The organism is Streptomyces violascens, assembly GCF_014649955.1.
Classification (GTDB): Bacteria; Actinomycetota; Actinomycetes; order Streptomycetales; family Streptomycetaceae; genus Streptomyces; species Streptomyces violascens.
In genome coordinates this window covers 911397-934227 of the sequence record NZ_BMUA01000001.1, presented here as the reverse complement: position 1 = coordinate 934227, position 22831 = coordinate 911397, and the positions used below count along the sequence as shown (strand labels likewise).

Annotated in this window: 19 protein-coding genes and 2 pseudogenes; 9 read left to right on the top strand and 12 right to left on the bottom strand. The window is 71.1% G+C overall.

Annotated features, from left to right (window positions below; translation table 11 throughout):
* Positions 1–14 precede the first annotated feature (14 nt).
* Together IE206_RS04375 and IE206_RS04370 are read right to left on the bottom strand one after the other, a co-directional pair.
* Positions 15–773 carry an ABC transporter ATP-binding protein gene (locus IE206_RS04375; RefSeq protein WP_189960524.1) on the bottom strand — a complete coding sequence of 253 codons (759 nt, stop codon included), beginning with the start codon at positions 771–773 and terminating at the stop codon, positions 15–17.
* Entirely contained in the window at positions 746–1630 is an 885-nt protein-coding gene (locus IE206_RS04370) for an ABC transporter permease (RefSeq protein ID WP_189960523.1), read from the bottom strand. Before IE206_RS04370 ends, IE206_RS04375 begins: the two co-directional genes overlap by 28 nt.
* Positions 1631–2182: 552 nt before the next feature.
* On the opposite strand from IE206_RS04370, the gene IE206_RS04365 reads away from it, so the two are divergent.
* The 5 genes and pseudogenes from IE206_RS04365 (at position 2183) to IE206_RS04345 (ending at position 6030) form a co-directional block, all read left to right on the top strand.
* Complete coding sequence (locus IE206_RS04365; protein ID WP_189960522.1) at positions 2183–2605, top strand: YjbQ family protein; 423 nt, start codon at positions 2183–2185, stop codon at positions 2603–2605.
* 158 nt (positions 2606–2763) lie between these two features.
* Positions 2764–3339, top strand: a complete 576-nt coding sequence (locus IE206_RS04360; protein WP_189960521.1) for a hypothetical protein — start codon at positions 2764–2766, stop codon at positions 3337–3339.
* A pseudogene (locus tag IE206_RS04355) lies at positions 3336–4487 on the top strand (MAB_1171c family putative transporter); the annotation flags it as partial. The gene IE206_RS04360 and the pseudogene IE206_RS04355, both read left to right, overlap by 4 nt.
* Positions 4379–5500 (top strand): annotated as a pseudogene (locus tag IE206_RS04350) (NsdA family TPR-like regulatory protein); the annotation flags it as partial. The pseudogenes IE206_RS04355 and IE206_RS04350, both read left to right, overlap by 109 nt.
* 35 nt (positions 5501–5535) lie before the next feature.
* On the top strand, positions 5536–6030 hold the full coding sequence (locus tag IE206_RS04345) for a DUF3574 domain-containing protein (protein ID WP_226598718.1): 495 nt from the start codon (positions 5536–5538) through the stop codon (positions 6028–6030).
* 33 nt (positions 6031–6063) lie between these two features.
* Here IE206_RS04345 and IE206_RS04340 read toward each other — a convergent pair whose 3' ends face one another.
* The 7 genes from IE206_RS04340 to IE206_RS04310 all read right to left on the bottom strand — a co-directional run bounded on the left by IE206_RS04340 (position 6064) and on the right by IE206_RS04310 (position 14640).
* On the bottom strand, positions 6064–6618 hold the full coding sequence (locus IE206_RS04340; protein ID WP_189960519.1) for a phospholipase domain-containing protein: 555 nt from the start codon (positions 6616–6618) through the stop codon (positions 6064–6066).
* 102 nt (positions 6619–6720) lie between these two features.
* Complete coding sequence (pspAB, locus tag IE206_RS04335) at positions 6721–7299, bottom strand: PspA-associated protein PspAB (protein ID WP_189960518.1); 579 nt, start codon at positions 7297–7299, stop codon at positions 6721–6723.
* Positions 7300–7336: 37 nt separating this feature from the next.
* Entirely contained in the window at positions 7337–8242 is a 906-nt protein-coding gene (gene htpX, locus IE206_RS04330; RefSeq protein ID WP_189960517.1) for a zinc metalloprotease HtpX, read from the bottom strand.
* Positions 8243–8403: 161 nt separating this feature from the next.
* Positions 8404–11244, bottom strand: coding sequence for an NHLP bacteriocin export ABC transporter permease/ATPase subunit (locus IE206_RS04325; protein ID WP_189960516.1), 2841 nt, complete (start codon positions 11242–11244; stop codon positions 8404–8406).
* A 1-nt stretch (position 11245) separates the two neighbouring features.
* Positions 11246–13525: an NHLP family bacteriocin export ABC transporter peptidase/permease/ATPase subunit gene (locus tag IE206_RS04320; protein WP_189960515.1), complete on the bottom strand. Its 2280-nt coding sequence runs from the start codon at positions 13523–13525 to the stop codon at positions 11246–11248.
* Positions 13522–14328, bottom strand: coding sequence for an HlyD family efflux transporter periplasmic adaptor subunit (locus IE206_RS04315; protein ID WP_189960514.1), 807 nt, complete (start codon positions 14326–14328; stop codon positions 13522–13524). The genes IE206_RS04320 and IE206_RS04315 overlap by 4 nt, the downstream gene beginning before the upstream one ends.
* 84 nt (positions 14329–14412) lie before the next feature.
* On the bottom strand, positions 14413–14640 hold the full coding sequence (locus tag IE206_RS04310; RefSeq protein ID WP_189960513.1) for a type A2 lantipeptide: 228 nt from the start codon (positions 14638–14640) through the stop codon (positions 14413–14415).
* An 872-nt stretch (positions 14641–15512) separates the two neighbouring features.
* Here IE206_RS04310 and IE206_RS04305 point away from each other — a divergent pair.
* Both IE206_RS04305 and IE206_RS04300 read left to right on the top strand, forming a co-directional pair.
* Entirely contained in the window at positions 15513–15878 is a 366-nt protein-coding gene (locus IE206_RS04305; protein ID WP_444545499.1) for a luciferase domain-containing protein, read from the top strand.
* A gap of 149 nt (positions 15879–16027) precedes the next feature.
* Positions 16028–16996 carry a PDR/VanB family oxidoreductase gene (locus IE206_RS04300; protein WP_189960511.1) on the top strand — a complete coding sequence of 323 codons (969 nt, stop codon included), beginning with the start codon at positions 16028–16030 and terminating at the stop codon, positions 16994–16996.
* Positions 16997–17101: 105 nt separating this feature from the next.
* Here the strand turns inward: IE206_RS04300 and IE206_RS04295 are convergent, their stop codons facing one another.
* The 3 genes from IE206_RS04295 to IE206_RS04285 all read right to left on the bottom strand — a co-directional run bounded on the left by IE206_RS04295 (position 17102) and on the right by IE206_RS04285 (position 19685).
* Positions 17102–18154 carry a chitinase gene (locus IE206_RS04295; protein WP_189960510.1) on the bottom strand — a complete coding sequence of 351 codons (1053 nt, stop codon included), beginning with the start codon at positions 18152–18154 and terminating at the stop codon, positions 17102–17104.
* Between the two features lie 170 nt (positions 18155–18324).
* Positions 18325–19011, bottom strand: coding sequence for an HAD family hydrolase (locus IE206_RS04290; protein ID WP_189960509.1), 687 nt, complete (start codon positions 19009–19011; stop codon positions 18325–18327).
* A gap of 197 nt (positions 19012–19208) precedes the next feature.
* A complete protein-coding gene (locus IE206_RS04285; protein WP_189960508.1) occupies positions 19209–19685 on the bottom strand; it encodes an Lrp/AsnC family transcriptional regulator in 477 nt (158 codons plus the stop codon).
* 228 nt (positions 19686–19913) lie between these two features.
* On the opposite strand from IE206_RS04285, the gene IE206_RS04280 reads away from it, so the two are divergent.
* Both IE206_RS04280 and IE206_RS04275 read left to right on the top strand, forming a co-directional pair.
* The gene (locus tag IE206_RS04280; RefSeq protein ID WP_189960798.1) at positions 19914–21419 is read left to right on the top strand and encodes an FUSC family protein; all 1506 of its coding nucleotides are present in this window, start codon (positions 19914–19916) and stop codon (positions 21417–21419) included.
* Positions 21420–21732: 313 nt separating this feature from the next.
* A complete protein-coding gene (locus IE206_RS04275; protein WP_189960507.1) occupies positions 21733–22776 on the top strand; it encodes a lactonase family protein in 1044 nt (347 codons plus the stop codon).
* Positions 22777–22831: the final 55 nt, after the last annotated feature.

The following is a 22831-nucleotide window of genomic DNA, read 5'->3' as shown; positions in this document are numbered from 1 at the left end:
CCTTCGCAGGGGGTTCAGAGGGACGGGGCGGCGGGCTGCTCCACGCCCAGTTCGGTCAGGAGCCGGGACCGCAGCCCGGCGAATCCGGGCGCGCCGACCGTGCGGGGCCGGTCGAGACCGACAGGCGTGTCATGGGCGATGACGCCGTCCCGCATGACAAGGACGCGGTCGGCCAGCAGCAGCGCCTCGTCCACGTCATGCGTGACGAGCAGCACCGCGCAGCCGCGACGCTGCCACAGCTCGGCGACCAACTGCTGCGCCTTGATCCGGGTCAGCGCGTCCAGCGCGCCGAACGGCTCGTCGAGCAGCAGCAGATCGGGTTCGCGCACCAGCGCCCGCGCCAGCGAGGCGCGCTGGGCCTCCCCGCCGGACAGCGTCTTGGGCCAGGCCCCGGACCGGTGTCCGAGACCCACCTCCTCCAACGCGCTCTCCGCAACGGCTCGTTGGGGCTTGCCGGGAAGTCCGAGGAGTACGTTGCGCCACACCCGCTTCCACGGCATCAGCCGGGGTGCCTGGAAGGCGACGGCCCGCCGCTTGGGCACGAGCACCGTGCCCTCGATCTCCCGGTCGAGCCCGGCGAGCACCCGCAGGAGCGTCGACTTGCCGCAGCCGCTGCGGCCGAGCAGTGCGGTGAACTCGCCCGACCGCAGGGTGAGTTCGAGCCCGTCGATGACGGCCCGCCCGTCGAAGGACCGGGTCAGCCCCTCGACCCGAACGGCATCGGGGGTGGCCGTGGCCATGGTGGTCACTGGCCCGTGAAGGTCGGTCGCCATTGCAGCAGCAGCCTTTCGAGAGTGCGGACGACGGCGTCGGCGAGCAGACCGAGGAAGGCGTACACGACCAGGCAGACGACGATCACATCGGTACGGAAGAACTCACGGGCCTGATTCATCAGGAAGCCGATCCCGGCGTCCGCGTTGATCGACTCGCCGAACACCAGGGCCAGCCAGGCGGTGGCGAGCGAGTAGCGAAGCCCGGTCATCGCGCCGGGCAGTGCGCCCGGAAGCACCACATGGCGCACCAGACCCCAGCGCCCGAGCCCCAACGCCTGCCCTGCCTCGACGAGTTGGGCGTCCACGCCCCGGATTCCGGCGTACACGTTGAGATACAGATGGAAGGCCACGCCGAGCGCGATGAGAGCCACCTTCGGGGCCTCGCCGATGCCGAGCCAGATGATGAACAGCGGGATCAGGCCGACCCAGGGCACGGTGCGCAGCATCTGCACGGTGGCGTCGATCAGGTCCTCGCCGAGCCGGGAGAGCCCGGAGAGCAGGGCCAGCGTGATTCCGGCCGCGCCGCCGATGAGCAGGCCGACCGCCACCCGCTGGAGCGAGATGGCCATCGCCGACGGCAGCGTTCCGTCCCCGATCAGATCGGCCCCGGCACGGGCGACGGTGCCGGGCGAAGCGAGGGTGTCGGGGCTCAATACCCCGGTGGAGCTGAGGACTTGCCACAGGGCGAGCAGCACGAGCGGCCCTACGGTACGTCGCAGCCAGCGCGGCACGGAGCGCAGTCGGCCGCCCCGGGAAGCGGCGGGAACGACCGGTTCGAGAGCCGGGCCGACGGGTGCGGCGAGGGTGGCAGCACCGGATTTGGCCGAAATATCCGGCGGGGCGTGATCGACGGTCATGGGGACTCCATGGTCGGGCGAAGGGGATGAAGGGGGAGGGGGGAGGGCCTCGGGCAGCGGCGGCCGCCCCTACGACGCGGATGTGCGCGCGTGCCCTCGCCGGGCGGTGGGTGCGGGACACGACCGTCCGGCCGCACGCGTCAGCGGGTGACGGCGAGGCTCAAGAAGGCTCGGGAAAGCCCGGGAAAGCTCTGGGAAAATGAGGGCAGGCGTACGACGTCGCTGGTCGCAACGGGCCGAGGAGCAAGGAGCCTCAGCAGGTGTGACCAGCAGAAAGAGACGTCAGCACCGGCGGAGAAGGGTGCCCGTCGCCCGAAAGGACGTCAGCAGCCGCGACAACAGGCGGCGGACGCCACCCGCAGCAGGTCGATGTGACCGCGCGTGGTGAGCAGGGCTGTACGCAACATGGCGTGAACGTAGCGACCCGTTCCGGACGGGGTCAACGGTGTCTCGCTCCTCGGACGAGCGATCTTGCCCGTTGGTCGCGGCCCCGGTGCGTTCCCCGGTGCGGCGCCCGCGCGTACCCGGCGCCCGGGCGGGAAGATGGGGAGCATGTCCGACGCCTTCACCACCCGCATCCTGAACATCGCGACCGGCTCCCACGAGACCGTCACCGATCTGACCCAGGACTGCGAGGAGTTCCTGACGCAGAGCGCGGCCGGCCGCGACGGCCTGCTCAATGTCTTCGTCCCGCACGCCACGGCCGGAGTCGCCGTCCTGGAGACCGGCGCGGGCAGTGACGACGACCTGCTCGCCGCGCTGCACACGCTGCTCCCCGCCGACGACCGCTGGCAGCACCGGCACGGCAGCCCCGGCCACGGCCGCGACCACGTCCTGCCCGCGCTCGTGCCGCCGCACGCCACGCTGCCGGTCATCGGCGGGCGGCTCGCGCTCGGCACCTGGCAGTCGGTGTGCCTGGTGGACACGAACAAGGACAATCCGAACCGGCAGGTGCGGCTGAGTTTTCTCGGCTGAGTCCGGCGAAAGACACTTCAACAGGAGGAGAGTTGAAGGGTGTGGCATCATGGCCGCGGTGTCCGGCAAGGGATTTGGCGGCCTGAATCCCCGGCACCGCTGAAATCGGCATTGCTACGGCCTGCTTCTCCAGCGTGGAAGGCGTGGAAGGCTAAAGGATGAAGGTGTCTGGCTCTGCGTTACCGTCGCCGGAGGACCGTCGGCTCAGGCGCCGTCTCAAAAAGGTTCGTCAAACCTGTGAGGCACTGCTCGCGGACTGGGGCATGGAGCACGGCTGCGGCATCGATGAACTGCACCGCTATCTCAGTACACAGAATCAGCGGCCCATCCATCTCATTCCGATGCCCTTCCCGGAACGTCATCTCTTCGGCCTGTGGCTGAAACTCGACGACTTCGACATCATCGCTTACGAGAAGGCTGCCTCCCCGTCACACAAAGAGCACATCATTGCCCATGAACTGTCTCATATCGCCTTCGCGCACCGAGGTTCCGTGGAATTCGACCACAGTGATACGAGTCAGTTGTTCACGGATGTCGAACCGGCGGTGGTCCAGAGCATGTTGATGCGTTCCCGCTACAGCGACGACGAGGAGCAGGAGGCCGAGACGATGGCCTCGCTGATCCTGGCCCGTGCCACCAAGAGGTGGCTGGAACCCGCCTGGGGCGTGCCGGAGGAGGCCGCGGAGATCGTTGCGCGCATCGAGAACGGCGTCGGCAATCCGGATCAGTCATGAATGCCGTCAACCTGGTCCTCACCTGGGTCTGTTCCCTCGGCGGCCTCGCGGCCTTCGCCTACCGGCTGCCGGATCTGCTGCGCAGAAAGCACGATGTCGCCCTGTGGGCGCTGTGCGTCTACTTCCTGTGTTCCGGGATCAGTTTCCTGGTCGACCTGGACGCGCTGCGGGTGCACATTTCCGACCTGTTCGGCCTGCCCAACATCACCTCGCTGATTGTCCAGGTCGCCGTCGTCATCCTCACCGCGGCTCAGCAGGTCGTCCTCGTGTACTGGTCGTCACCGCCCGAAGAGGCCCGGCACCGGGCAACGCGCCGGGTGCTGTTCTTCGGTGCCGCGCTGTGTGTCCTGGTGGTGGCCTCGCTGGCGGTCAGCCCGGTTGCGAGCGCGAAAACGGCGACGTCGACGATCCTTCTCAGTATTCAAGACGGCCGTTACGCGCTGTACATGTCGTTCTATCTCGTCATCTGCGGCATCGGGCAATTCGAGACGGTCCGGCTCTCGCTGCGATTCACCAAGATGGCCAACCGGCAATGGCTCAAAGTCGGTATGCGCACCGTGACCGTCGGCGCGAGCCTGATCCTGGTCTACTGCGTCACCCGCAGCATTCAGATCGCCGGCACCCGGCTGCACTTCGACGCCTCGGCCCTCGACCCCATCCAGTGGTCGTGCGGCACCATCGGCGCCCTGCTCCAGATCACCGGCTGGACCATTCCGTCCTGGGGCATCCACCTCACCCGGGCCGCGGGCTGGCTGCGCAGCTACCGCTCGTATCTGAGGCTGCGACCGCTGTGGTGGGCGCTCTACCAGGCCTCGCCGGACATCGCGCTCGACCCGCCCCGGTCGTGGGCGCGCGACCTGATCCCGCCGCGCGATCCGCACTACAGCCTCTACCGGCGCGTCATCGAGATACGCGACGGACAGCTGATGCTGCGCACCTCGCTCTCGCTGGCCGACTTCTCCCGGGTCGCCCGCTCGCTCGGCCTCCCCGAGGACCCCACCTCGCCGCTCGGCGAGGCGCTCCAGGTGCGGGCCGTCCTGAACCGCCCGGCCGAGGAACGGGACGAGCAGGCCGACGCCGCCGACATCCCGGCCCGGCCGCCGTACGACGACTTCCGCGACGAGGTGGAGTGGCTGACCCGGGTCGCGTCCTCGTTCACCGCCCTCACGCAGGGCCGGGCGGTGCGCGCGGCCGACAGAATCCCGTCATGACACAGGCGGGCCCACCACGATGCGACGGAATCGGCCGTGAGCACCTGACTCCCTTTGCGCTGGGTGCAGTTGAGCGCCTCGTGGCCCTCGACGCCGAGCACGGCGCGACGGCCGCGGTGCCCGCCGTACGCGAGCTCCTGCACGGCGTCCCGGAGCTGTCGGCCGACCCCGCCGCCCTGCGCGACGAGGAGAGCGACCTGCTCGCCGCACTCGCCGAACTCTGCGAAGTGATCGGCTGGATCCTCTTCGACGCGGGCCTGAACCACACGGCCCACCGCATGAACATCCGCGCCCTGGCCCTCGCCGAACTCTGCGGCGACCGCGCGATCGCCCGTCTGGTGCTGCTCAACGACAGCATGCTGCACGCCCGCACCGGACGCCCGAGGGCCGCCCTGGCATCCGCCGCCCGCGTGTCCGGACCTCGCCCACTGCCGACCCTGGTCGGCACGCTCGTGCTGGTGCGCAGGGCGCACGCGACCGCCATGCTGGGCGGCCGCCGGGACGCCGACGAGCTCATCTCGCGTGCCCGGAGCCGGTTCCTGGACGGCGCATCGCGCCAGGACCCGCCCTGGGCCTGGTGGATCGACGAGGCCGAACTCACCGGCCACCACGGCTGGGTGCTCGCCAGGCTGCACGACTGGGACCGCGCCATCCCTCTGCTGCACGAGGCCGCCGCCGCCCCCGGCCCCTCCTACCGCCACCTCTTCACGGCGGAACTCCTCGCCGCCCTCGCCGGCGCCGGGGCCTGGCGCGACGCCGAGGACCTCGTCGCGGACCTCGCTCCGCGCGCCGCGAGCATCGGCTCCGTACGGACGACCGAGACCCTCGCCCGCACCGCCGCCCGCTTACGCGGCTGCCCGGCGGCGCCCGTGAACCTGCGGGACGCGGCGGCCTTTCTCCTCGCGTCCGTCCCCTCGCACTCCGACGGCCAGGACTGTCCTTCCCGCTAGGACCACCTGGCACCGCCGGGAAAGCACCCCACTTCATGCCGACAGACAGGGACAACATGCTCCAGATCCGGGTGTCCACGCCCGCGGCCGCCGCATTCGTGGCGGTCGTTCTCCTCTTCGCCACCGGAGGACCGGTGTCCGAAGTCGCCTACGGCACGAACGCCACCGCGTCGGCACAAGCGCAGACCGCCGCCCGCGGCAGCTCGTACCTGGCGACCCATCTCTACTTCGGGACAGGCCGCCACAACGGCGAACCACCCATAACCGACGACCAGTTCATGAAGTTCGTCGCCGACGTCATCACCCCCCGCTTCCCGTCCGGCCTCACCGTCCAGCAGGGCCGCGGCCAGTGGCGCGACAAGACCGGCTCCATCAACCGGGAGATCAGTTACGAGCTGACGGTGCTCTATCCCGCCCGCGAGGCCCACACCCACGACCCCGACATCGAGTACATCCGCCGTCTGTACTGCGCGATGTACGGCCTGGAGTCGGTGGGCCGCGCCGATGTGAAGGCCCAGGCCGACTTCTGAGCCGGACCGGCCCCGCTGCCCGGCGAGCACCGCTCACAGCCTGAGCCGCCGTACGACGAAGAGCATCGCGCCGAGCAGCACCAGAACCGTCCCCATGACCAGCGAGTCGAGGTCGGTGACCCCGGCGATCGCGAGCCGGCGCCCGTCCGCGGCGGCCTCGCGGGGCGCGGCGGTGACGGGCCGGGAGCCGACCGCCCGGTCCGCGCCGCTCGTGGGTGACGGGGGCGGCGACGGCGTTGGCGACGGGGAAGCCGTCGCGCAGTCCAGTACGCCGCTCACGTCCTGGCGGAATCCGCCCGGGCCGAGCACGGTGAAGCGGTAGCTCTGGCGGTCGGCGACCGGAACCAGAATGGTCCGCGACCGGCCCGGGTCCACGGCGGCCGAGACACCCGCCAGCTGGAACGTGAAGGGCGCGTCGCCCCCGTTGCTCGCCGTGACGTCCACGCCGCCCCTGGCGCAGTCGTCCACCGCGGCGACGGACGGCCGGGGCCCCTTCGCGGGAAGCGCCGCCGTGGTGCTCGCGACCGCGCTCACGGCCGCGAGCACCACGGCCCAGCGGGCCGCACCGCACTTCGTTGCGTGCCTCACGAAAGGCCCTTCGGGCTGAGGGCAAGGACGTCCCTCCATACGGAAACGGTCGACCCCGCGTTCAACAGGAGTCGGCGGAAGCCGTGTCGGGGCATCTGCGCCTCACAGGCCCGGCGCGCCCCACACCGGGAACCAGCGGGACAGATCGCCCTCCATGTGCAGGTCGTCCGCGACGACCGCCCTGATCCGCAGCTCGAGGGCGTTGTCCCGCTTCTCCCCGGGCAGCGGCGCGAAGGGGTAGAAGGTGCCCCGCTTGTAGAGGTACACCAGCGCGAACGTCCGGCCCTCCGCGTTGGTGAACCCGACCAGGGAGCACAGGAGTTGTGGGCCGAAGCCGGATCCTTCGAGCGCGGTGTTCACGGCGTGCAGATCGCCGACGAGCGAGGCCAGGTCGTCGGGGCTCCGGCGGGACAGGAGCCACGAGTAGCCGTAGGAGTCGCGGCTGAACTCGACCGAGGACGGGTCCCGTTCGGTGTCCGCGTTCAGGAGGTCCGTCACGTCCTGCCGGATCCCGGCGAACGCCGATCCCTCCACCGTCGTGAAGCACACCGAGCCCCGCCCGGTCGGCTCGAATTCCGCGGCGGCCTGGAGGGTGACAGCCGCCGACGGCAGGCCGAACAACCTGTCCAGGTCGGGGACCGCCGGCCGGGTACGGCCGAGCAGGATGTCCAGGAAGCCCATGCGCTCCGTCCTAGGTCAGGGGTGAGAGGTACTGCGGTCAGGCCGGACGGCCCAGCTCCGCGGAGATCTTCGCCAGCCCGTCGAGACGCTGCTCAAGGGTCGGGTGGGTGTTGAAGAGGCGGGCCAGGCTGTCGCCCTTGCCGAAGGCCGGGATGAAGTAGAACGCGTTGAACGCGCTCGCCGTGCGCAGGTCCTTGCTGGGGATGCGGGCGATGTCCCCGTCGAGCTTGGTCAGCGCCGACGCGAGGGCCGAGGGGCGCCCGGTGAGCAGCGCCCCGGCCCGGTCGGCGGCCAGTTCCCGGTAGCGGGAAAGGGCCCGGATGAGGAGGAAGCTGAGCGAGTACACGGCCGCCGAGACCGCCATCACGCCGAGCAGGACGACCATGGTGTTCTGGTCGCGCCGCCCGCGGCCCCCGTACATCTGGGAGTAGAAGGCGAAGCGGACGATGAGCCCCGCGATCACGCCCAGGAACGAGGCGACGGTGATCACGGCGACGTCGCGGTGCGCGACGTGCGACAGCTCGTGGGCCAGGACGCCCTCCAGCTCGTCCGGTTCCAGGCGGCGCATCAGCCCGGTGGTGACGCAGAGCACCGCGTGATCGGCGTTGCGGCCGGTGGCGAACGCGTTGGGCAGGTCGGTGTCGGAGACCGCGATCTGAGGCCTCGGCATGTCCGCGGTCGCGCAGAGCCGGTCGACGATGCCGTGCAGCTGGGGCTGCTGCTCGCGGGTCACGACGCGGCCGTGCATCGCGTAGAGGGCGATCCGGTCGGAGAACCAGTACTGCGACACGAGGACGGCCGCGGCCACCACGACGACCACCAGGGTCGACTTCAGCAGGACCAGGAGGGCCCCGACGAACGCCACGTACAGCAGGCCGAGCAGAAACAGCGTGACCAGCATGCGGGCGGTCAGCTGCCGGTCGGGCTCGAAGCGACTGTGCACGGCCGTCACACCCTCCCCGGAGCGGTACGGACCGTCCCGGTGCGGGGCCGCGCGGCCGGGGCCGGGGGCCGGAGGAGAGGTGGCACATTCCTCTTGACCATGGCGTTCTCCAGGACCGGTGAAGTGGTGCTCACTCTCCACCATGCCACCGCGCAGGGCGTTCAGCGCAGCTGCCGCCGGACCAGTTCGTGCAGGCGGCCCCGGGGGTCGGCGAGGAGCTCGGCGGGCGGGCCCTGCTGCACGATCCGGCCCTCCGACATGACGATCACGCGGTCGGCGTCCAGGACGGTGGAGAGCCGGTGGGCGATCACGACGCGCGTCGCCCGCAGGCTCCGGGTGCTCTCGATGACGATGCGCTGGGTCTCGTTGTCCAGGGCGCTGGTGGCCTCGTCGAAGAAGAGGACGCGGGGGCGCCGGACAAGGGCCTGGGCGATCATGAGGCGCTGGCGCTGGCCGCCCGAGATGGCGCTGCCACCGGAGATCATGGTGTGCAGGCCCATCGGCATCCGCTTGATGTCCTCGGCCAGGCCCGCCATCGCGGCCGCCTCCCACGCCTCCTCCTGCGTGAACACCTCCGCCCCGCAGATGCAGTCCAGGATCGACCCGGTGAGCGGCTGGGCGTTCTGCAGCACGACCCCGCACTGGCGGCGCACGGCCGCCCGGTCGAGGGCCGCCAGGTCCTGGCCGTCGTACAGCACACTGCCCGAGACCGGGTCGTCGAAGCCGATGAGCAGCCGCAGCAGCGTCGACTTGCCGCAGCCGCTCGGGCCGACGACCGCCACGAACTCACCCGGCGCCACGTTCAGGGACACGTCGTCCAGGACCAGCGGCCCGTCGTCGGCGTAGCGGAACGACAGGCCCCGCGCCTCGATGCCGCCGGACAGCGCGCCGGGCTGGGTGCTGGCCCCGCGCACCTCGGGCGCCTCGTCGAGCACCGGCTCGATCTGCTCGAACATGGGCAGTACGGCGGCCGCAGAGATGAACGCGCCGGTCAGCTGCGTGACCGCGGTGAGCAGCATCGTCACGGCCGTGTTGAACGTCAGGAACGCGCTCGCCGAAAGGGAGCCGCGGGCGGGTCCCGCGAGCAGCACGAACAGGAGCAGTGAACACAGCGGCAGATAGACGGCGTTGAGGACCGTCGTCAAGTTCTTGATCCGGCCCGCCCGCTTCTGCAGCTCCCGGCTGCGCGCGAACTCGCCCGCCCACGCCCCGTACGCGAAGCTCTCCGCCGCGGCGACCCGCAGCTTGGGCAGCCCGCGCAGAGTCTGGAACGCCTGGTTGTTGAGCTTGTTGCCGAGCTCTACCAGACGGCGCTGCCAGCGCAGCTCCCACATGCCCATGGTGAGGAACACCGCGGCGATGACGATCAGCATCGCGATCGCCACCAGCGCCAGCGGCACGCTGAAGCACAGGAGCAGAACCAGGTTCATCGCCCCGACCGTGCCCGCCTGCACGGCGACCGGGCCGATGCCCGAAAGGACCCGCCGGATCGCGCTGACCCCCATCGCCGCACTCGCCAGCTCACCGGTGGAGCGCTCGGCGAAGAACTTCGTCGGCAGCCTCAACAGCCGGTCCCACACGGCGGGTTGAAGGGTACTCTCGATCCGCCCCTCCATGCGCAGGATGGTGAGGTTCTGGAGCAGCGTGAACGCGGCCGACACGATGCCGGAGACGATCACGGCGAGCGACACCTGCACGATGAGGCCGGTCTCGGCACGCGGCACGTAGACGCCGAGCACCTGCCCGGTCGCGATCGGCACCAGGGCGCCGAGCGCCACCGTCACCAGACCGGCGAGCAGCAGATTGCGCACGTCGGCGCGGGTGCCGCGCAGGCTGAAGCGCAGCAGCCCCCACTTGCCCAAGGGCCGCTCCGGCAGCGGCCGGTAGAACATGACGGCCCGCTGCTCGAACTCCTGCGCGTTGTCGGCGTCGATACGGGTGCGCCGGCCGGACACCGGGTGCACCGCCTCGTATCCGCCGCGCCGCCACAGCAGGGCGACCGCGGTGCCGCTGGTGCGGTGGCCCACCAGCGGGCCGGAGTCCTCGCGCCACCAGCGCCCGTCTAGCCGCACCGGCCGGGTGCGGATGCGGGAGGCGACCGCGACCCGCTCGACCGCGTCGATCCGGTCGCTGACCGCGCCGCCCAGCGCCGGGTCCGCGAGCGTGATCCCGGCCGCGTCCGCGACGAGGCGGCACGCCGCGTACGTGGCGTCATCGCTCGAACCCGCCGTACGCGAAGGCGCCTTACGGGTGCGGCCGATGGAGGTGAGCAGCGCCCGGTCGGCCTCCTCGCGGACGGCCTCGCCCGCCTTGATGCCGGCCGCGGTGCGGTCCTCGTGCGCGCGCTCCAGGCGCTCGATCCAGCGGTCGAGAGCGGAGAGCAGCCGGTACTGCTGGTTGACCATGCTCTGCCACAGGGCGCCGTCGACCAGCAGGTCACCGGCCGCCTCCGCGCTGAACGCGGCCCCGTACTGCACACTGCCCGGCGACACCGGAAGCCACAGGATGTCGTCGTCGGCCACCGTCTCGTCGAGGGCGGTCCGGCCGTCCAACGGGGCCTCGAACAAGACGCGTTGGCCCCGGCCGACGCCGAGCGAGAAGGCGTGTTCCAGGAGGCTGAGCGCCGCGTCCCCGGTGTCGTACTGGCTGAGGTACTGCCCCTCGTACCCGCCGGCGTCCGGGTACCGGTACAGCTCGCGCAGCGGGATGCGGCGCAGCACGCACTCCCGCAGCGGGCGGCCGACCAGGGTGTGCTGCGGGCCCTCGACCGGGCCGAGGAGCAGAGTGCCCGGTTCGAGCCGGCCTAGGAAGTGCCAGTGGCCCTGGGCCACCGCGTCGACCGCGAACAGGTCCAGGGCGCCGCTCACCACGAGCCACAGCACCTGCGGTCCGTCGAGCGAGAAGCTGCGCAGACCGGCGCAGTCGATGTGCTGCCCGAGCCCGCCGAGCGCGCCGACGACCGGGTCGGTGCCCGGCTCGGCGAGGGGGTGTACGGACGTCACCTCAGTGCTCCCTGACCAGCTCGGCGTACGGACCCGCGGCAGCGACCAGGTCCTCGTGCCGGCCGCGCTCCACGACCGTCCCGTGGTCGAGCACCACGATCTCGTCGCTGTCGCGCACGGTGCTGAGGCGGTGGGCGATGACGACGCAGGCGCAGCCGCGGCGGCGCAGATTGTCGATGATGACGTGCTCGGTCTCGGCGTCCAGGGCGCTGGTGACCTCGTCCAGGACCAGGATGCTCGGCCGCCGCACCAGCGCCCGCGCGATCTCCAGGCGCTGGCGCTGGCCGCCGGAGAAGTTGCGCCCGTCCTGCTCGACCCGGCTGTGGATGCCGCCCGCCCGGCGCGCGACGACCTCGTACAGGGCCGCGTCCTCGAGGGCCGCCACGACCGCGTCGTCCGGGATCGAGGGGTCCCACAGCGCGACGTTGTCGCGCACCGTGCCCTCGAAGAGGAAGACGTCCTGGTCGACGAAGGAGACCGAGGCGGCGAGCGCCCCGCGCGGGATGTCCTCCAGGCGCTGCCCGTCGATGCGGATCGTGCCTTCCCAGGGCGCGTAGAGACCCGAAATCAGCCGGGACACCGTGGACTTGCCGCTTCCGGAGCCGCCGACGAGGGCCACCTGCTGACCCGGGCCGACGGTCAGCGAGAACCCGGTGAGCAGGGGCTTGTCGAGCGGGCTGTAGCCGAAGGTGATGTCTTCGAGCGTCACATGGCCCGTGAGGCGGCGCGTGCTCGCGGCCGGCTCGGGGCGGGTGTGCAGGGCGTCGACGGGGAAGTTCTCGACGTCCTTGAGCCGGGCCACGTCGGCCGCGAAGTCCTGGATGCGGCCCGCCACGCCGTTGAGCCGGGTGACCGGCGCGGTGAAGCGGGTCACCAGGGCCTGGAACGCGACGAGCAGCCCGATCGAGATGTGCCCCTCCACCGCCCGCAGCCCGCCGATCCACAGGATCAGCGCGCTGTTGAGGGTGGCGAGCAAGGGCGCGACGACGCCGAGCCAGGCGCTCGGCACGCCCAGGCGCTGCTGCTCCTCCAGGGTCGTGGCGTGCTGGCCGGCCCAGCGGCGGAAGTACCCGTTCTCGCCCCCGGTGGCCTTCATCGTCTCGATCAGCTGGAGCCCGGTGTACGAGGTGTTGGTGAGCCGCGCGCTGTCGGCGCGCAGCTTCTGCGTGCGCGTTGCCCTGAGCCGTACGACGATGCGCATCGCCACCACGTTGAGCAGCGCGATGCCCACCCCGATGACGGTCAGCTGCGGATCATAGGTCCACAGCAGGAAGGCGTAGAGCAGCACGACGATGCCGTCCACGGCCGCCGCGGTCAGATCGCGTGCCAGCGTCTCGGCGACCGCGTCGTTGGACTGGAGCCGCTGCACGAGGTCGGCGGGGCTGCGCTGCGCGAAGAACGTGACCGGGAGCCGCAGCAGATGCCGGAAGAACCGGGCGCTGCTGAGCGTGGACGAGATGATGCGCCCCCGCAGCAGATTCGCCTGCTGGAGCCAGGTCAGGACGACGGTGAGCGCCACCATGGTGCCCATTGCCGCGAACAGCACGCCCAGCAGCGAGGTCTGATGGCCTATCAGAAACAGATCGATGTACGTACGGCTCAGCGCGGGCAGTGTCGCGCCGACCGCCACGAGCAGCAGGCTGGCGAGCAGTGAGGCCAGCATGGTGCCCGTGGTGCCGCGAAGGCGCGCGGGCAGCGCGCCCATGACGCCGGGCTTGCGTCCGCCGCGCCGGAAGTCGGGGCCGGGTTCCAGGACGAGGACGACACCGGTGAAGCTGGTGTCGAAGTCCTCCGTCGGTACGAACCGGCGGCCCTTGTCCGGGTCGTTGATGTGCACGCCCCGCCGGCCGAGACGCCGTCCCATGCCGTCGTACACGACGTAGTGGTTGAACTCCCAGAACAGGATGGCGGGCCCCTGCACCTCGGCGAGCGCGGCCGGCTCCATCTGCATGCCCTTGGCCGTGAGCCCGTAACTGCGGGCCGCCTTCAGGACGTTGCTGGCCCGCGAGCCGTCGCGTGAGACGCCGCACGCGATGCGCAGTTCCTCGAGGGGAACGTGGCGACCGTGGTGGGCGAGCACCATGGCGAGGGAGGCGGCACCGCACTCCAGGGCTTCCATCTGGAGGACGGTGGGGCTGCGCACGGTCTTGGTCCGCCCGGCCTTGGGTACCTGGCGACCGCGTGAACGACGGCTGCCGCCGGGGGAGGTGGCGGGGCGTCGGCGCCCGTGGCCGGTGGGCGGGAGCTGTGGGGCGGTGGGGGATGCGTGGGGTGCGGTCACGGGAGCAGCCAATCGATGGGACGCCGGTCGGCCAGGTGGACGGTGCCGGTGGCCAGGGTCATGGAGTCGACGGTGAACGGCGGTCCGTCGGCCGACGACCAGCGGTAGCCGGACTTCGTGCCGGGCGCGGCATCGAGCTTCACGAGGACCCCCACGGGCCTGCCGTGCTGCGAGAACTGCTCGGCGAGCTGGGCGTCGCCGAGGAACGCGGCGATCTGCTGCTGGGTCTGCGGAGCCCTGCCGACCGCGGCCACCCGGCCGCGCAGCACCCCGTACTGTTCGGCGGGCACGGACTGCACGGTGAGGTCGACGGAGGCGCCCGCGGGGACGCTCGCGACGCTGTCGCCGGGCAGGTACAGCATCACCATCAGCGGGTCGTCGGCGCCGCCGGTCCGCTCCACGCTCGCCACGTTCGCGCCGGTGGCGACGACCGAGCCGATGGTCGCGGAGAGGCTGGTGAGACGGCCCGCGGCGATCGCGCGGACGGTCCGGTCGCCTTGCGCGGTACGCACCTTGAGGAGCGGCGCGTCGGCCGCGAGGGCCTGGCCCTCCTTGGCGTACACCCCGGTGATCTGGCCCGCGACCGGGCTCTGCAGGACATAGCTGCCCTGCGCGTGTGTGAGGATGCCGGGCGCGTCGATCGTGGAGGAAACGGAACCCGTCACGGCCCAGAAACAGGCTGCGGCCATGACCATCACAGTGACAAAAAGGACGAGCCTGCCCTGCGGGCGCGCAAAACGCACCGGCAGGTCGATTTCCTCCGGTGACTGCAGTTTGGAAAGGGCCTGTTGGCGAAACTGCAAGAAACTCTTTCCTTAACCGTGAACCATCCGCAAATCATCCGCAAAGCCCCGGAACCGAGGGGGTTCCGGGGCTCACGCGTGATCTCAGAGACCGGCGACGAGGCCCGTGGCCAGGCCGGTGACGGCGCCGGTGTTCACGCCGGTGACCGAGCCGACGAGGCCCGTGACGGAGCCGACGATGCCGGAGACCGGGAGGATCGAGTCGGCGGTGCTGGTCACGTTGCCGAGCGCGGTGCCGACGAGGCCGCCGGACACGTTGTCGAGGTCGGCGTCGGAGATCTCGAGGGTCTCAACCTGGGGAGCGTTGTTCATGGTGAGTACTGCCTTTCATGGGGACATTTCCTATCGGGAACTCCTTGCCGGGGCTCCCGCAGTGGCCAGGATCAAAACACGGGGACAGCTTTCACAGCCAATCGCCAGGTGGCCGACCAGGGGTTGGTGAGCGCTCCGAATTGCGGTCGCGTGGAGGTCTGTTCATGAATCGGGGTCAGATTCTTCACGAGCTTCACGAGTTGAATTCCTGGCGCCCGGAGCTCACTTTTCCCAACTGGGACACTCCCGCCCCAAACCCCCGCCCCCCGGTCCGGACCCGAGGCCGGTCCGTGACCTCGGTGACGGGGTTGCGCATGGGATGTGCAGGTTTTCGGAAGGCGGTCTTCCGCTTGCCTCGGAGGCATATGCAGGGCGCCGGACGCTGTGCGTCGGATGAGGTCGCCCGCCCTTGAGGGGCGCGTGGGGCTGAGACATGTGCGGCTCCGCCGCGATGAGGGTGCCCCCTGGTCGAGCGAAGCCGAGAACTCGCGGGAGCGACCAGCCGCAGACGGCCCGCGGCCCAATGGCCGCCGTTCGAAGCCCCCTCGCAGGACAAGTCGGCCAGGATCGGCCGGCCCCGCCGGGTGGCGTGGCGGGGGCCCTCACCCGTCAGAACTGGTCACCTGTCCAGGAGATGACGCGGGAGTGAACACCCGTGGGGCAGCCGCTCCGGCCGCAGGCGGCCCGGCGTGGACCAGCCACGAAACCCATCCATGGGTGGCGGGGGGTGGTCCTCCGGGTGAAGTGTGCGCGAGGATGGCGTCATGACCGCGGCTCATCGCGCCATGGACCAGTTGCAATCATGGCCGAACCTGGTAAGTGGCCCACCCGGGTGCGCAGTTGGGGAGGCACTTTTCGCGGCCGAATACGAAGTGGTGCATTTCCATTCCGGATTCGCGGCCGATCTGCACCTCACCCACACGGCGATCGAGCGACTGCGTCCCGAGCTGCGGCACAGCACGGCGATCCGGCTGAAGCCGGGGTCCGCGTGGGTGACCATACTGCTCGACTGCGACTCGGATGTGGACCTGCTGCTCACGCTGGTCAGTGTCGCCCTCAAGGCCCACACCGGCAGCCCGCCGAGCCCCCTTCCTTCCCCGTGCACGTGGTACCGCCCCGCGGTTCCGCTTCAGCGCGTACGGGAACGGGCCGTCCTGGAGCTCCCGGCGGCGGGCATGTTCCCTGCCGCGCGGCGGGCGGTCGGACGGTTCTTGCCGCATGGGCCCCGGGCGGTCTGAGGTCTGCGTTCTGAGCGGTGGTCCTGGCCGGGTCGGTGGCTGAACCCCGTTCAGTTGAACACTCGTTGGCGGGGCGGGGCGCGCGGGCTAGCATCCACGGCCAGTAGCGCATCCCGATCTTGATGCATCGGTCCGCCAAGGAGGACGACATGAGCACCGCCCCGGAATCCCAGTTCGACCTGCTCGTGCACCGGATGACATGGGAGGCCGAGGACGTTCTCTCCGTCGAGCTGGTCCACCCCGAGGGCAAGCCGCTGGCCGCCTGGGAAGCGGGTGCGCACATCGACGTCCATGCCGGTGACCACATCCGCCAGTACAGCCTCTGCGGCGACCCGGGTGATGTCGGCCGCTACCGTATCGGGGTCCTCAACGAACCGTCCTCGCGCGGGGGTTCGCGGCACCTTCACACCCAGGTTCGCCCGGGGGACACCCTCACCGTGAAGGGGCCGCGCAACCACTTCGCCCTGGTGGAGGCCGAGTCGTACCTCTTCATCGCGGGCGGCATCGGCATCACGCCGATCCTCGCCCAGGCGAAGGAGGCCGGCGCGCACGGGCGGCCGTGGCAGCTCTGGCACGGCGGACGCACGCGCGCCTCCATGGCCTTCGGTGACGAGCTGCTCGAACTCGTCGCCGAGGAGCGAGCGGTGACCTTCCACCCCTTCGACGAGCACGGCCACCTCGACCTCGGCCACATCCTCGCCCAGGCCGGGCCCACCACTCACGTCTACTGCTGCGGGCCCGAGCCGCTCCTGGTCGCCGTCGAGGAGAAGTGTGCCGAACTCGGCCTGCGCGACCGCCTGCACGTCGAGCGATTCGCCGCCGCCGAGGTTGCGGCTCCCCAGGGTGGTGAGCTCGGGTTCGAGGTGGAGTGCCGCCGCTCGGGGCGCACCCTTCAGGTCGGCCCCGAGGAGTCCATCGTCGAGGCACTCGAAGACGCCGGGATCCCGATCGAGACGTCCTGCCGCGAAGGCGTCTGCGGCACCTGCGAGACCGCCGTGCTCGACGGCACCCCGGACCACCGGGACATGGTGCTCACCGCTGATGAGCAGGACGCGGGCGACGTGATGATGCTGTGCGTCTCGCGCTGCTCCTCCGGCCGTCTGGTGCTCGACGTCTGATCCGCGAGATCCGTGAGAGCTGTGCGCGCCCATGCGTCCCGCCCGACGGAAGCCGGGCGGGTCTCATGCCGCACGGGCTCATGCGCCCGGGCCGTCAACGGAACATCAACGGCTTTGCAGGGACTGGACGTTGTCGCCGAACGTCCAGTTCTTCGATCCGTCCCAGTTGATGGACCACGTCATCAGGCCCTTGAGCGCACCGCCGTAGGTGTGCCACGCCTGAGACACCTGACTTGTCGTCATATAGCCGCCGCCTGCGCCAGGTTGTGCGGGCAGGCCCGGCACCTGCTTGTCGTACGGCACCTTGATCGTGGTGCCCTGGACGACGAGGCCCTTGTTGAGACAGCTGGTCTGCGCGGTGAATCCGGCGACCGTGCCGGCCTCGTACGAATCACCGGAACAGCCGTACATGCTGCCGTTGTAGTACTGCATGTTGAGCCACCACAGCCGGCCGTTGTCCGCGTACTTCTTCACGATGGGCAGGTACGCGCCCCAGATCGAGCCGTACGTCACGCTGCCCCCGGTGACGTACGCCGTCTCCGGGGCCATCGTCAGGCCGAAGTTCGAGGGCATCCGGGCGAGCACGCCGTCGATGATGCGGATGAGGTTGGCCTGCGAGGCCGACAGGGTGCTGATGTTTCCGCTGCCCACCAGGCCGGTCTCGATGTCGATGTCGATGCCGTCGAAGTTGTACTGCTCGAGGATCGGCACGATGGTCGCCACGAACCGGTCGGCGACGGCGCTCGAACCGAGGTCGATGCCGGCCGCGGCCCCGCCGATGGACATGAGGACCGTCTGGCCGGACGCCTTCGCCTGACACATTTCGGCGGGCGTGGGCACCTTGACCGTCGAGTCCATGCCGTCCTCCCACAGCACGGTGCCGTCCGAGCGGATCACGGGGAAGGCCGCGTTGATGACGTTGTAGCCGTGGCCGGCGATGCGGGAATCGGTCACCGGGATCCAGCCCAGCGGCGGATGAACGCCGTTGGCGGCGCCGTCCCAGTTCTCCCAGTGCCCCTGGAGCACCTTGCCCGAGGGTCTCGACCTGACCGCGCAGGTGTCGGCCCGAGACGCGCCCGGCGCCGCGGCCACCGGGGCCTGCGCGGCGAGAGCCAGCGCCAGACCTGCTCCCAGCAGACGTAACGTACGACCGATCATGCTGTGCTCCTTGCCTCCGGGAGCGGCTGTGTGGGGGCGCGGCGGCTCCTGGACCGTGGGGGGACCTGAGGAGGTGCGAGGGGGTGGCGCCCCACACCGTAGATTGGTCCAGACCTTCCGTCAATCGTGCGGGAGGCATCAACACGCTTACGGCCAGGCCGTGTTGAGGGTCAGGCCCTTGTCGTCGTCCACTCGTACGCCCGCTCCGCGCTGAACTCGCGCTGGCCGCCCGGGAAGAGCAGTCCCGCTGTCGCGAACGCGGGGTCGTCGGCGCTCTGGGGCAGGTAGGGGACGGCGATGCAGCGCATCCCGGCGGCGTGCGCGGCCGCCGCTCCGGGCGGAGCGTCCTCCAGGATCACGCAGTCGGCGGGCGCGGCGCCGAGGCGGCGGGCTGCTTCCAGGAAGACGTCCGGCTCGGGCTTGCCGTGCTCGACCTCCTCGGCCGACACCACGAGCTCCATGAAGGAATCGAGGCCGGTGCCCGCGAGGATCGCCTCGATCGCGGAGCGTGAGGAACCCGAGGCCACCGCCATCCGTACGCCCTCCGCGTGCAGCCGCTCCACGAACTTGCGCATCTCGGGGAAGGCCTCGGTGGAAGCGCGGGCCAGCTCCAGATAGGCCGCGTTCTTCGCCGCCAGCATCTCCTCGACCGGGCCGGTCAGGGTGTGCTGCCGGTCCAGGATCTCCAGCGTCTCGCGTGTTCCGATGCCGATGAAGCGGGCGTGCTGCTCCCAGGTGAAGTCGGGGAGGCCGTAGCGCGCGAGCACCTGGCGCGCGGCTTCGTAATAGTTCGGCTCGCTGTCCACGAGTGTGCCGTCGAGATCGAAGATGACCGAAGTGGCGCGTGATGTGCTCATGTGTCCCAGCATGCCAAGGGGTGGAGGCGTTCCACGTCGGTCACGTGGCCGAGGCTTCCGACGCGGCCCACTGGGCGGGAGCCGGAGCCGGAGCCGGAGCCGGGGCCGGGGCCAGGGCCAGGGCCAGGGCCGGAGCCGGGGCCAGGGCCGGAGCGGGGGCCTTGTCGCGCCCGCTCCGCGGCAGCAGCCCGCTCCGCTCACTTCGCGGAGGCGCGCCCCACCGACTCGACCAGCGGGAGCAGCCGGTGCGCCACCCGCTCGCGCAGCGCCACTTCCGTACGGGTGCGGACGACGCCCGGGAGCTGGATGAGGTGCTGGATGACGTCTTCGAGGTGGGCGTTGTCGCGGGCCGCGACCCGGGTCAGGAGATCGCCGCCGCCGGTGATCGAGAACGCCTCGATGATCTCGGGCACCGCCGCGAGCGCGTCGCCGACCTCGTCCAGGTGGCCCTGGGTCACCTCGATGTGGACGAAGGCGAGCACCGGGTGGCCGAGGGCCGCGGGGGAGAGCGCGGGGCCGGTGCCGGTGATCACGCCGTCCCGCTCCATCCGGTCGAGCCGGGCCTGGAGCGTGCCGCGGGCGACGCCGAGGATGCGCGCGTACTCGCGGATGCTGGTCCGCGGCTGCTCGATGAGCAACCGCAGGATCCGGGTGTCGAGTGTGTCCACCGTCATGTCCCGTTGGCTCCCTTCTGGTCCTGTTGACAGAGCTTTGACTGTACCAATGGCGCAGTGATTCTGAGCTCGGTTGAGCCAGTATCACTCCGGATGTTTTCCTCTGAAGGTAGATGGCGCCGCGCAGCGCGCGGGACGGTGACGACGCCGGTCCTGACCCAGCGGCGCCTTTGTCATGCCTGAGGCGAATGTGCGAGTAAAGGGGGCGCGGCGACCGTCGTGAAGAGGATGTTTGTGGCTCCGGACCCGGGGCTTTTGCGACTGCGTGTTTCACTGCGGGCCGTTCTCGGCGTGAGCCTGTCGGTGACCGCGGCGGAACTCTGCGGGCTCCCCCTGCCCGCGTCGATCACCGCGGGCCTCGCCTCGCTGCTCGCGCTCTTCACGGTCGGCGACGCCACGGTCCGCTCCCAGGCGGTCACCACCGCGCTGCTTCCCGCCGTCGGATTCCCGGTGCTCGCCCTGGCGGCCGCGCTGCACGGCACCCCGCTGCTGCGCGACGCCTGCTGGCTCGCGGTGATCTTCGCAGGGGTGTACGCGCGGCGCTGGGGCCCGCGTGGCCAGGCGCTCGGGATCTTCGCCTTCATGATGTTCTTCACGACCCAGTTCCTGCACGCGGTTCCCTCTCAACTGCCCGAACTCTACGGGGCAGTTGCACTCGCGATCGCGGCCTCGGCGGGGGTCAGGTTCGGTCTTTGGTGCATCGAGCGGCGCACCTCACCGCCGGCGGCTCCGGCCCCGCTGACCGGGCGCGGACTCGCCCACCCCACCACCCGCCAGGCCTTCCAGGCGACGGTGGCCTGCGGGATCGCGCTCGGTGTGGGCCAGGTGCTCTCCGAGGCCCGCTGGTACTGGGCCGTCGGCGCCGCCTGGTGGATCTTCGTCAACACCGCGTCGCGCGGCGAGACCCTGGTGCGCGGCTTCCGCCGGGTGCTCGGCACGGTCACCGGCATCGCCGCCGGGCTGCTCGTCGCGATCCCGCTGCACGGAGCGCCGGCCCCCACCGCGGTGCTGGTCGCGGTGTGCGTCTTCGGCATCTTCTACACGGCCGCGCCCAGCTACAGCTGGATGATGTTCTTCGTCACCGTCATGGCGGGTCTGCTCTACGGACTGCTCGGCGTGCTGCACCCCGGGCTGCTCGTGCTCCGCGTCCAGGAGACGGCGGTGGGCGCGCTCGGCGCGGTCGTCGGCGTGGCCCTGGTGCTGCCGGTCAGTACGCACGCCGCCACCGACGCGTGGATCCAGCGGGCCCTGCACTGTGTACGCCGCTGCACCGCGGCGGCCGCGCACCGGCTCGCCGGGGACGAGAGCGCCGACCCCGCGCCCCGCGCGGCCGAACTGGAACTCCTTCTCGGCCGCGTACGCCACTCGCTGGCCCCGCTGGTCCACCCGCTCAGCCCGTTCCGTGCCCGCAGGGCCCGCGCCCACCAGGTCCTCGTCCTGCTCGACGACTGCGCACGCGAGGTGCGGGGTCTGGCCGCGGTGGCCGCCGACCCGGCCGCCTCGCACGACGCCCGCCTCACTGCGGCGTGCCAGCGCGTGGAGGCGGCCGTGGCGGCCCTGGTCTCGCCGTCGCCCGACCCGTCCCCGTGGACCGCCCTCACCGCGCTCCCGGCCCCCCACCACCACCCGGGCGCGGAGGTCGCCCTCACCCATCTGCACGGCCTGGAGCGGGCCCTGGGAGAGCTGGCCGCACCGCTGAGGTCCTCGCCTCGGGCGGCTCTGGCCGTGGCCTGACCGGGAGGCCAGGCGGCGGCCCCGGCTTCGCTCCTGTCCGGCGGCGGCCTGGCAGGACCACGTCCATGCCCATGGATGATCTGCCCTTCGACGCTCTGCTCTGCGACTTCGACGGCGTGCCGCGGTTGCGGGACCCCGACGGGACGACCGCGCTCGACCGCGCGGCCGGGCTGCCCGAGGGAACGCTGGCCGGTGAGGCGCCCCCGGCCATCCCCTCATCTGGTCTAGACCCCCTGCTAAGTTCGCCGGAGCACAGCGGTGTGCGGGCCGGGTCCCGGAGTGCGGGGCGGCCACGGCGGAGAGGGGCTGCAGGGTGGGCACGGACAGGGTCGCGCGGGCATTCATCGGGTCGTTCACCACGGCGGGCGGGCGCGGGGTGACCGCGGTCGCCGTGGACGAGGCCACCGGGGCGCTCACCCCGCTCGACTCCTCGGACGCTGTCACCAACCCCTCGTTCCTGGTCCCGTCCGAGGACGGGACCGTCCTGTACGCCGTGGGGGAGACCCCGGAGGGAACGGCCGCCGCGTTCGACATCACCGGCCCGGTGCCGCGGCTGCTCGGTGAGCCCGTTTCCGTACGCGGCTCCGGGCCCACCCATCTCGCCCTCGCCGCCGGGCACCTCGTCACCGCCAACTACGACTCCGGCAGCGTCACCGCGCTCCCGGTCCGCCCCGACGGCGGCCTGGGCCCGGCCTCGTCCGTCCTCGCGCACCACGGCTGCGGTCCGCACCCCGACCGCCAGCAGGAGCCGCACGCCCACCAGGTGCTGGCCGACCCGAGCGGCCGCTGGGTGGTGAGCGTCGACCTCGGCACCGACTCCGTACGCGTCTGTGCACTCGACGCCGAGGCCGGCACCCTGCGCCCGCACTCCGAGACCGTCCTGCGGCCCGGCACCGGCCCCCGCCACCTCGCCTTCCACCCCGCGGGCGGCCACGCGTACGTCCTCAACGAGCTCGTGCCGACGCTCACCGTGTGCCGTTGGGACGCGGAGCGCGGCGCCCTCGAACCCCTCCACGAAGCGCCCGTCGTCGAGGACGGGGTGAGCACGACCACGTACCCCTCCGAGGTTGTCGTCGCCCTCGACGGGCGCTTCGCATGGGCGGCCAACCGCGGGCACGACTCGATCGCCGTTGTCGCCCTTGACGGGGCAGGCGAGAAGGCCCGCCTCGTCACCACCGTGGACTGCGGCGGGCACTGGCCGCGCGATCTCACCCTGGACCCGTCCGGACGCCGTCTGTACGCCGCCAACGAGCGCTCCGGCGACGTGACCTGGTTCGACATCGACCCGGCCACCGGCATCCCCACCCGGGCCGGCTCCATCGAGGCGCCCGCCGCCTCGTGCGTCGTGTTCCGCTGAGCATCGATAGCGAGGCGATCATCAACAAAGCGGGGCCCGCACCGGTTCTCCGGTG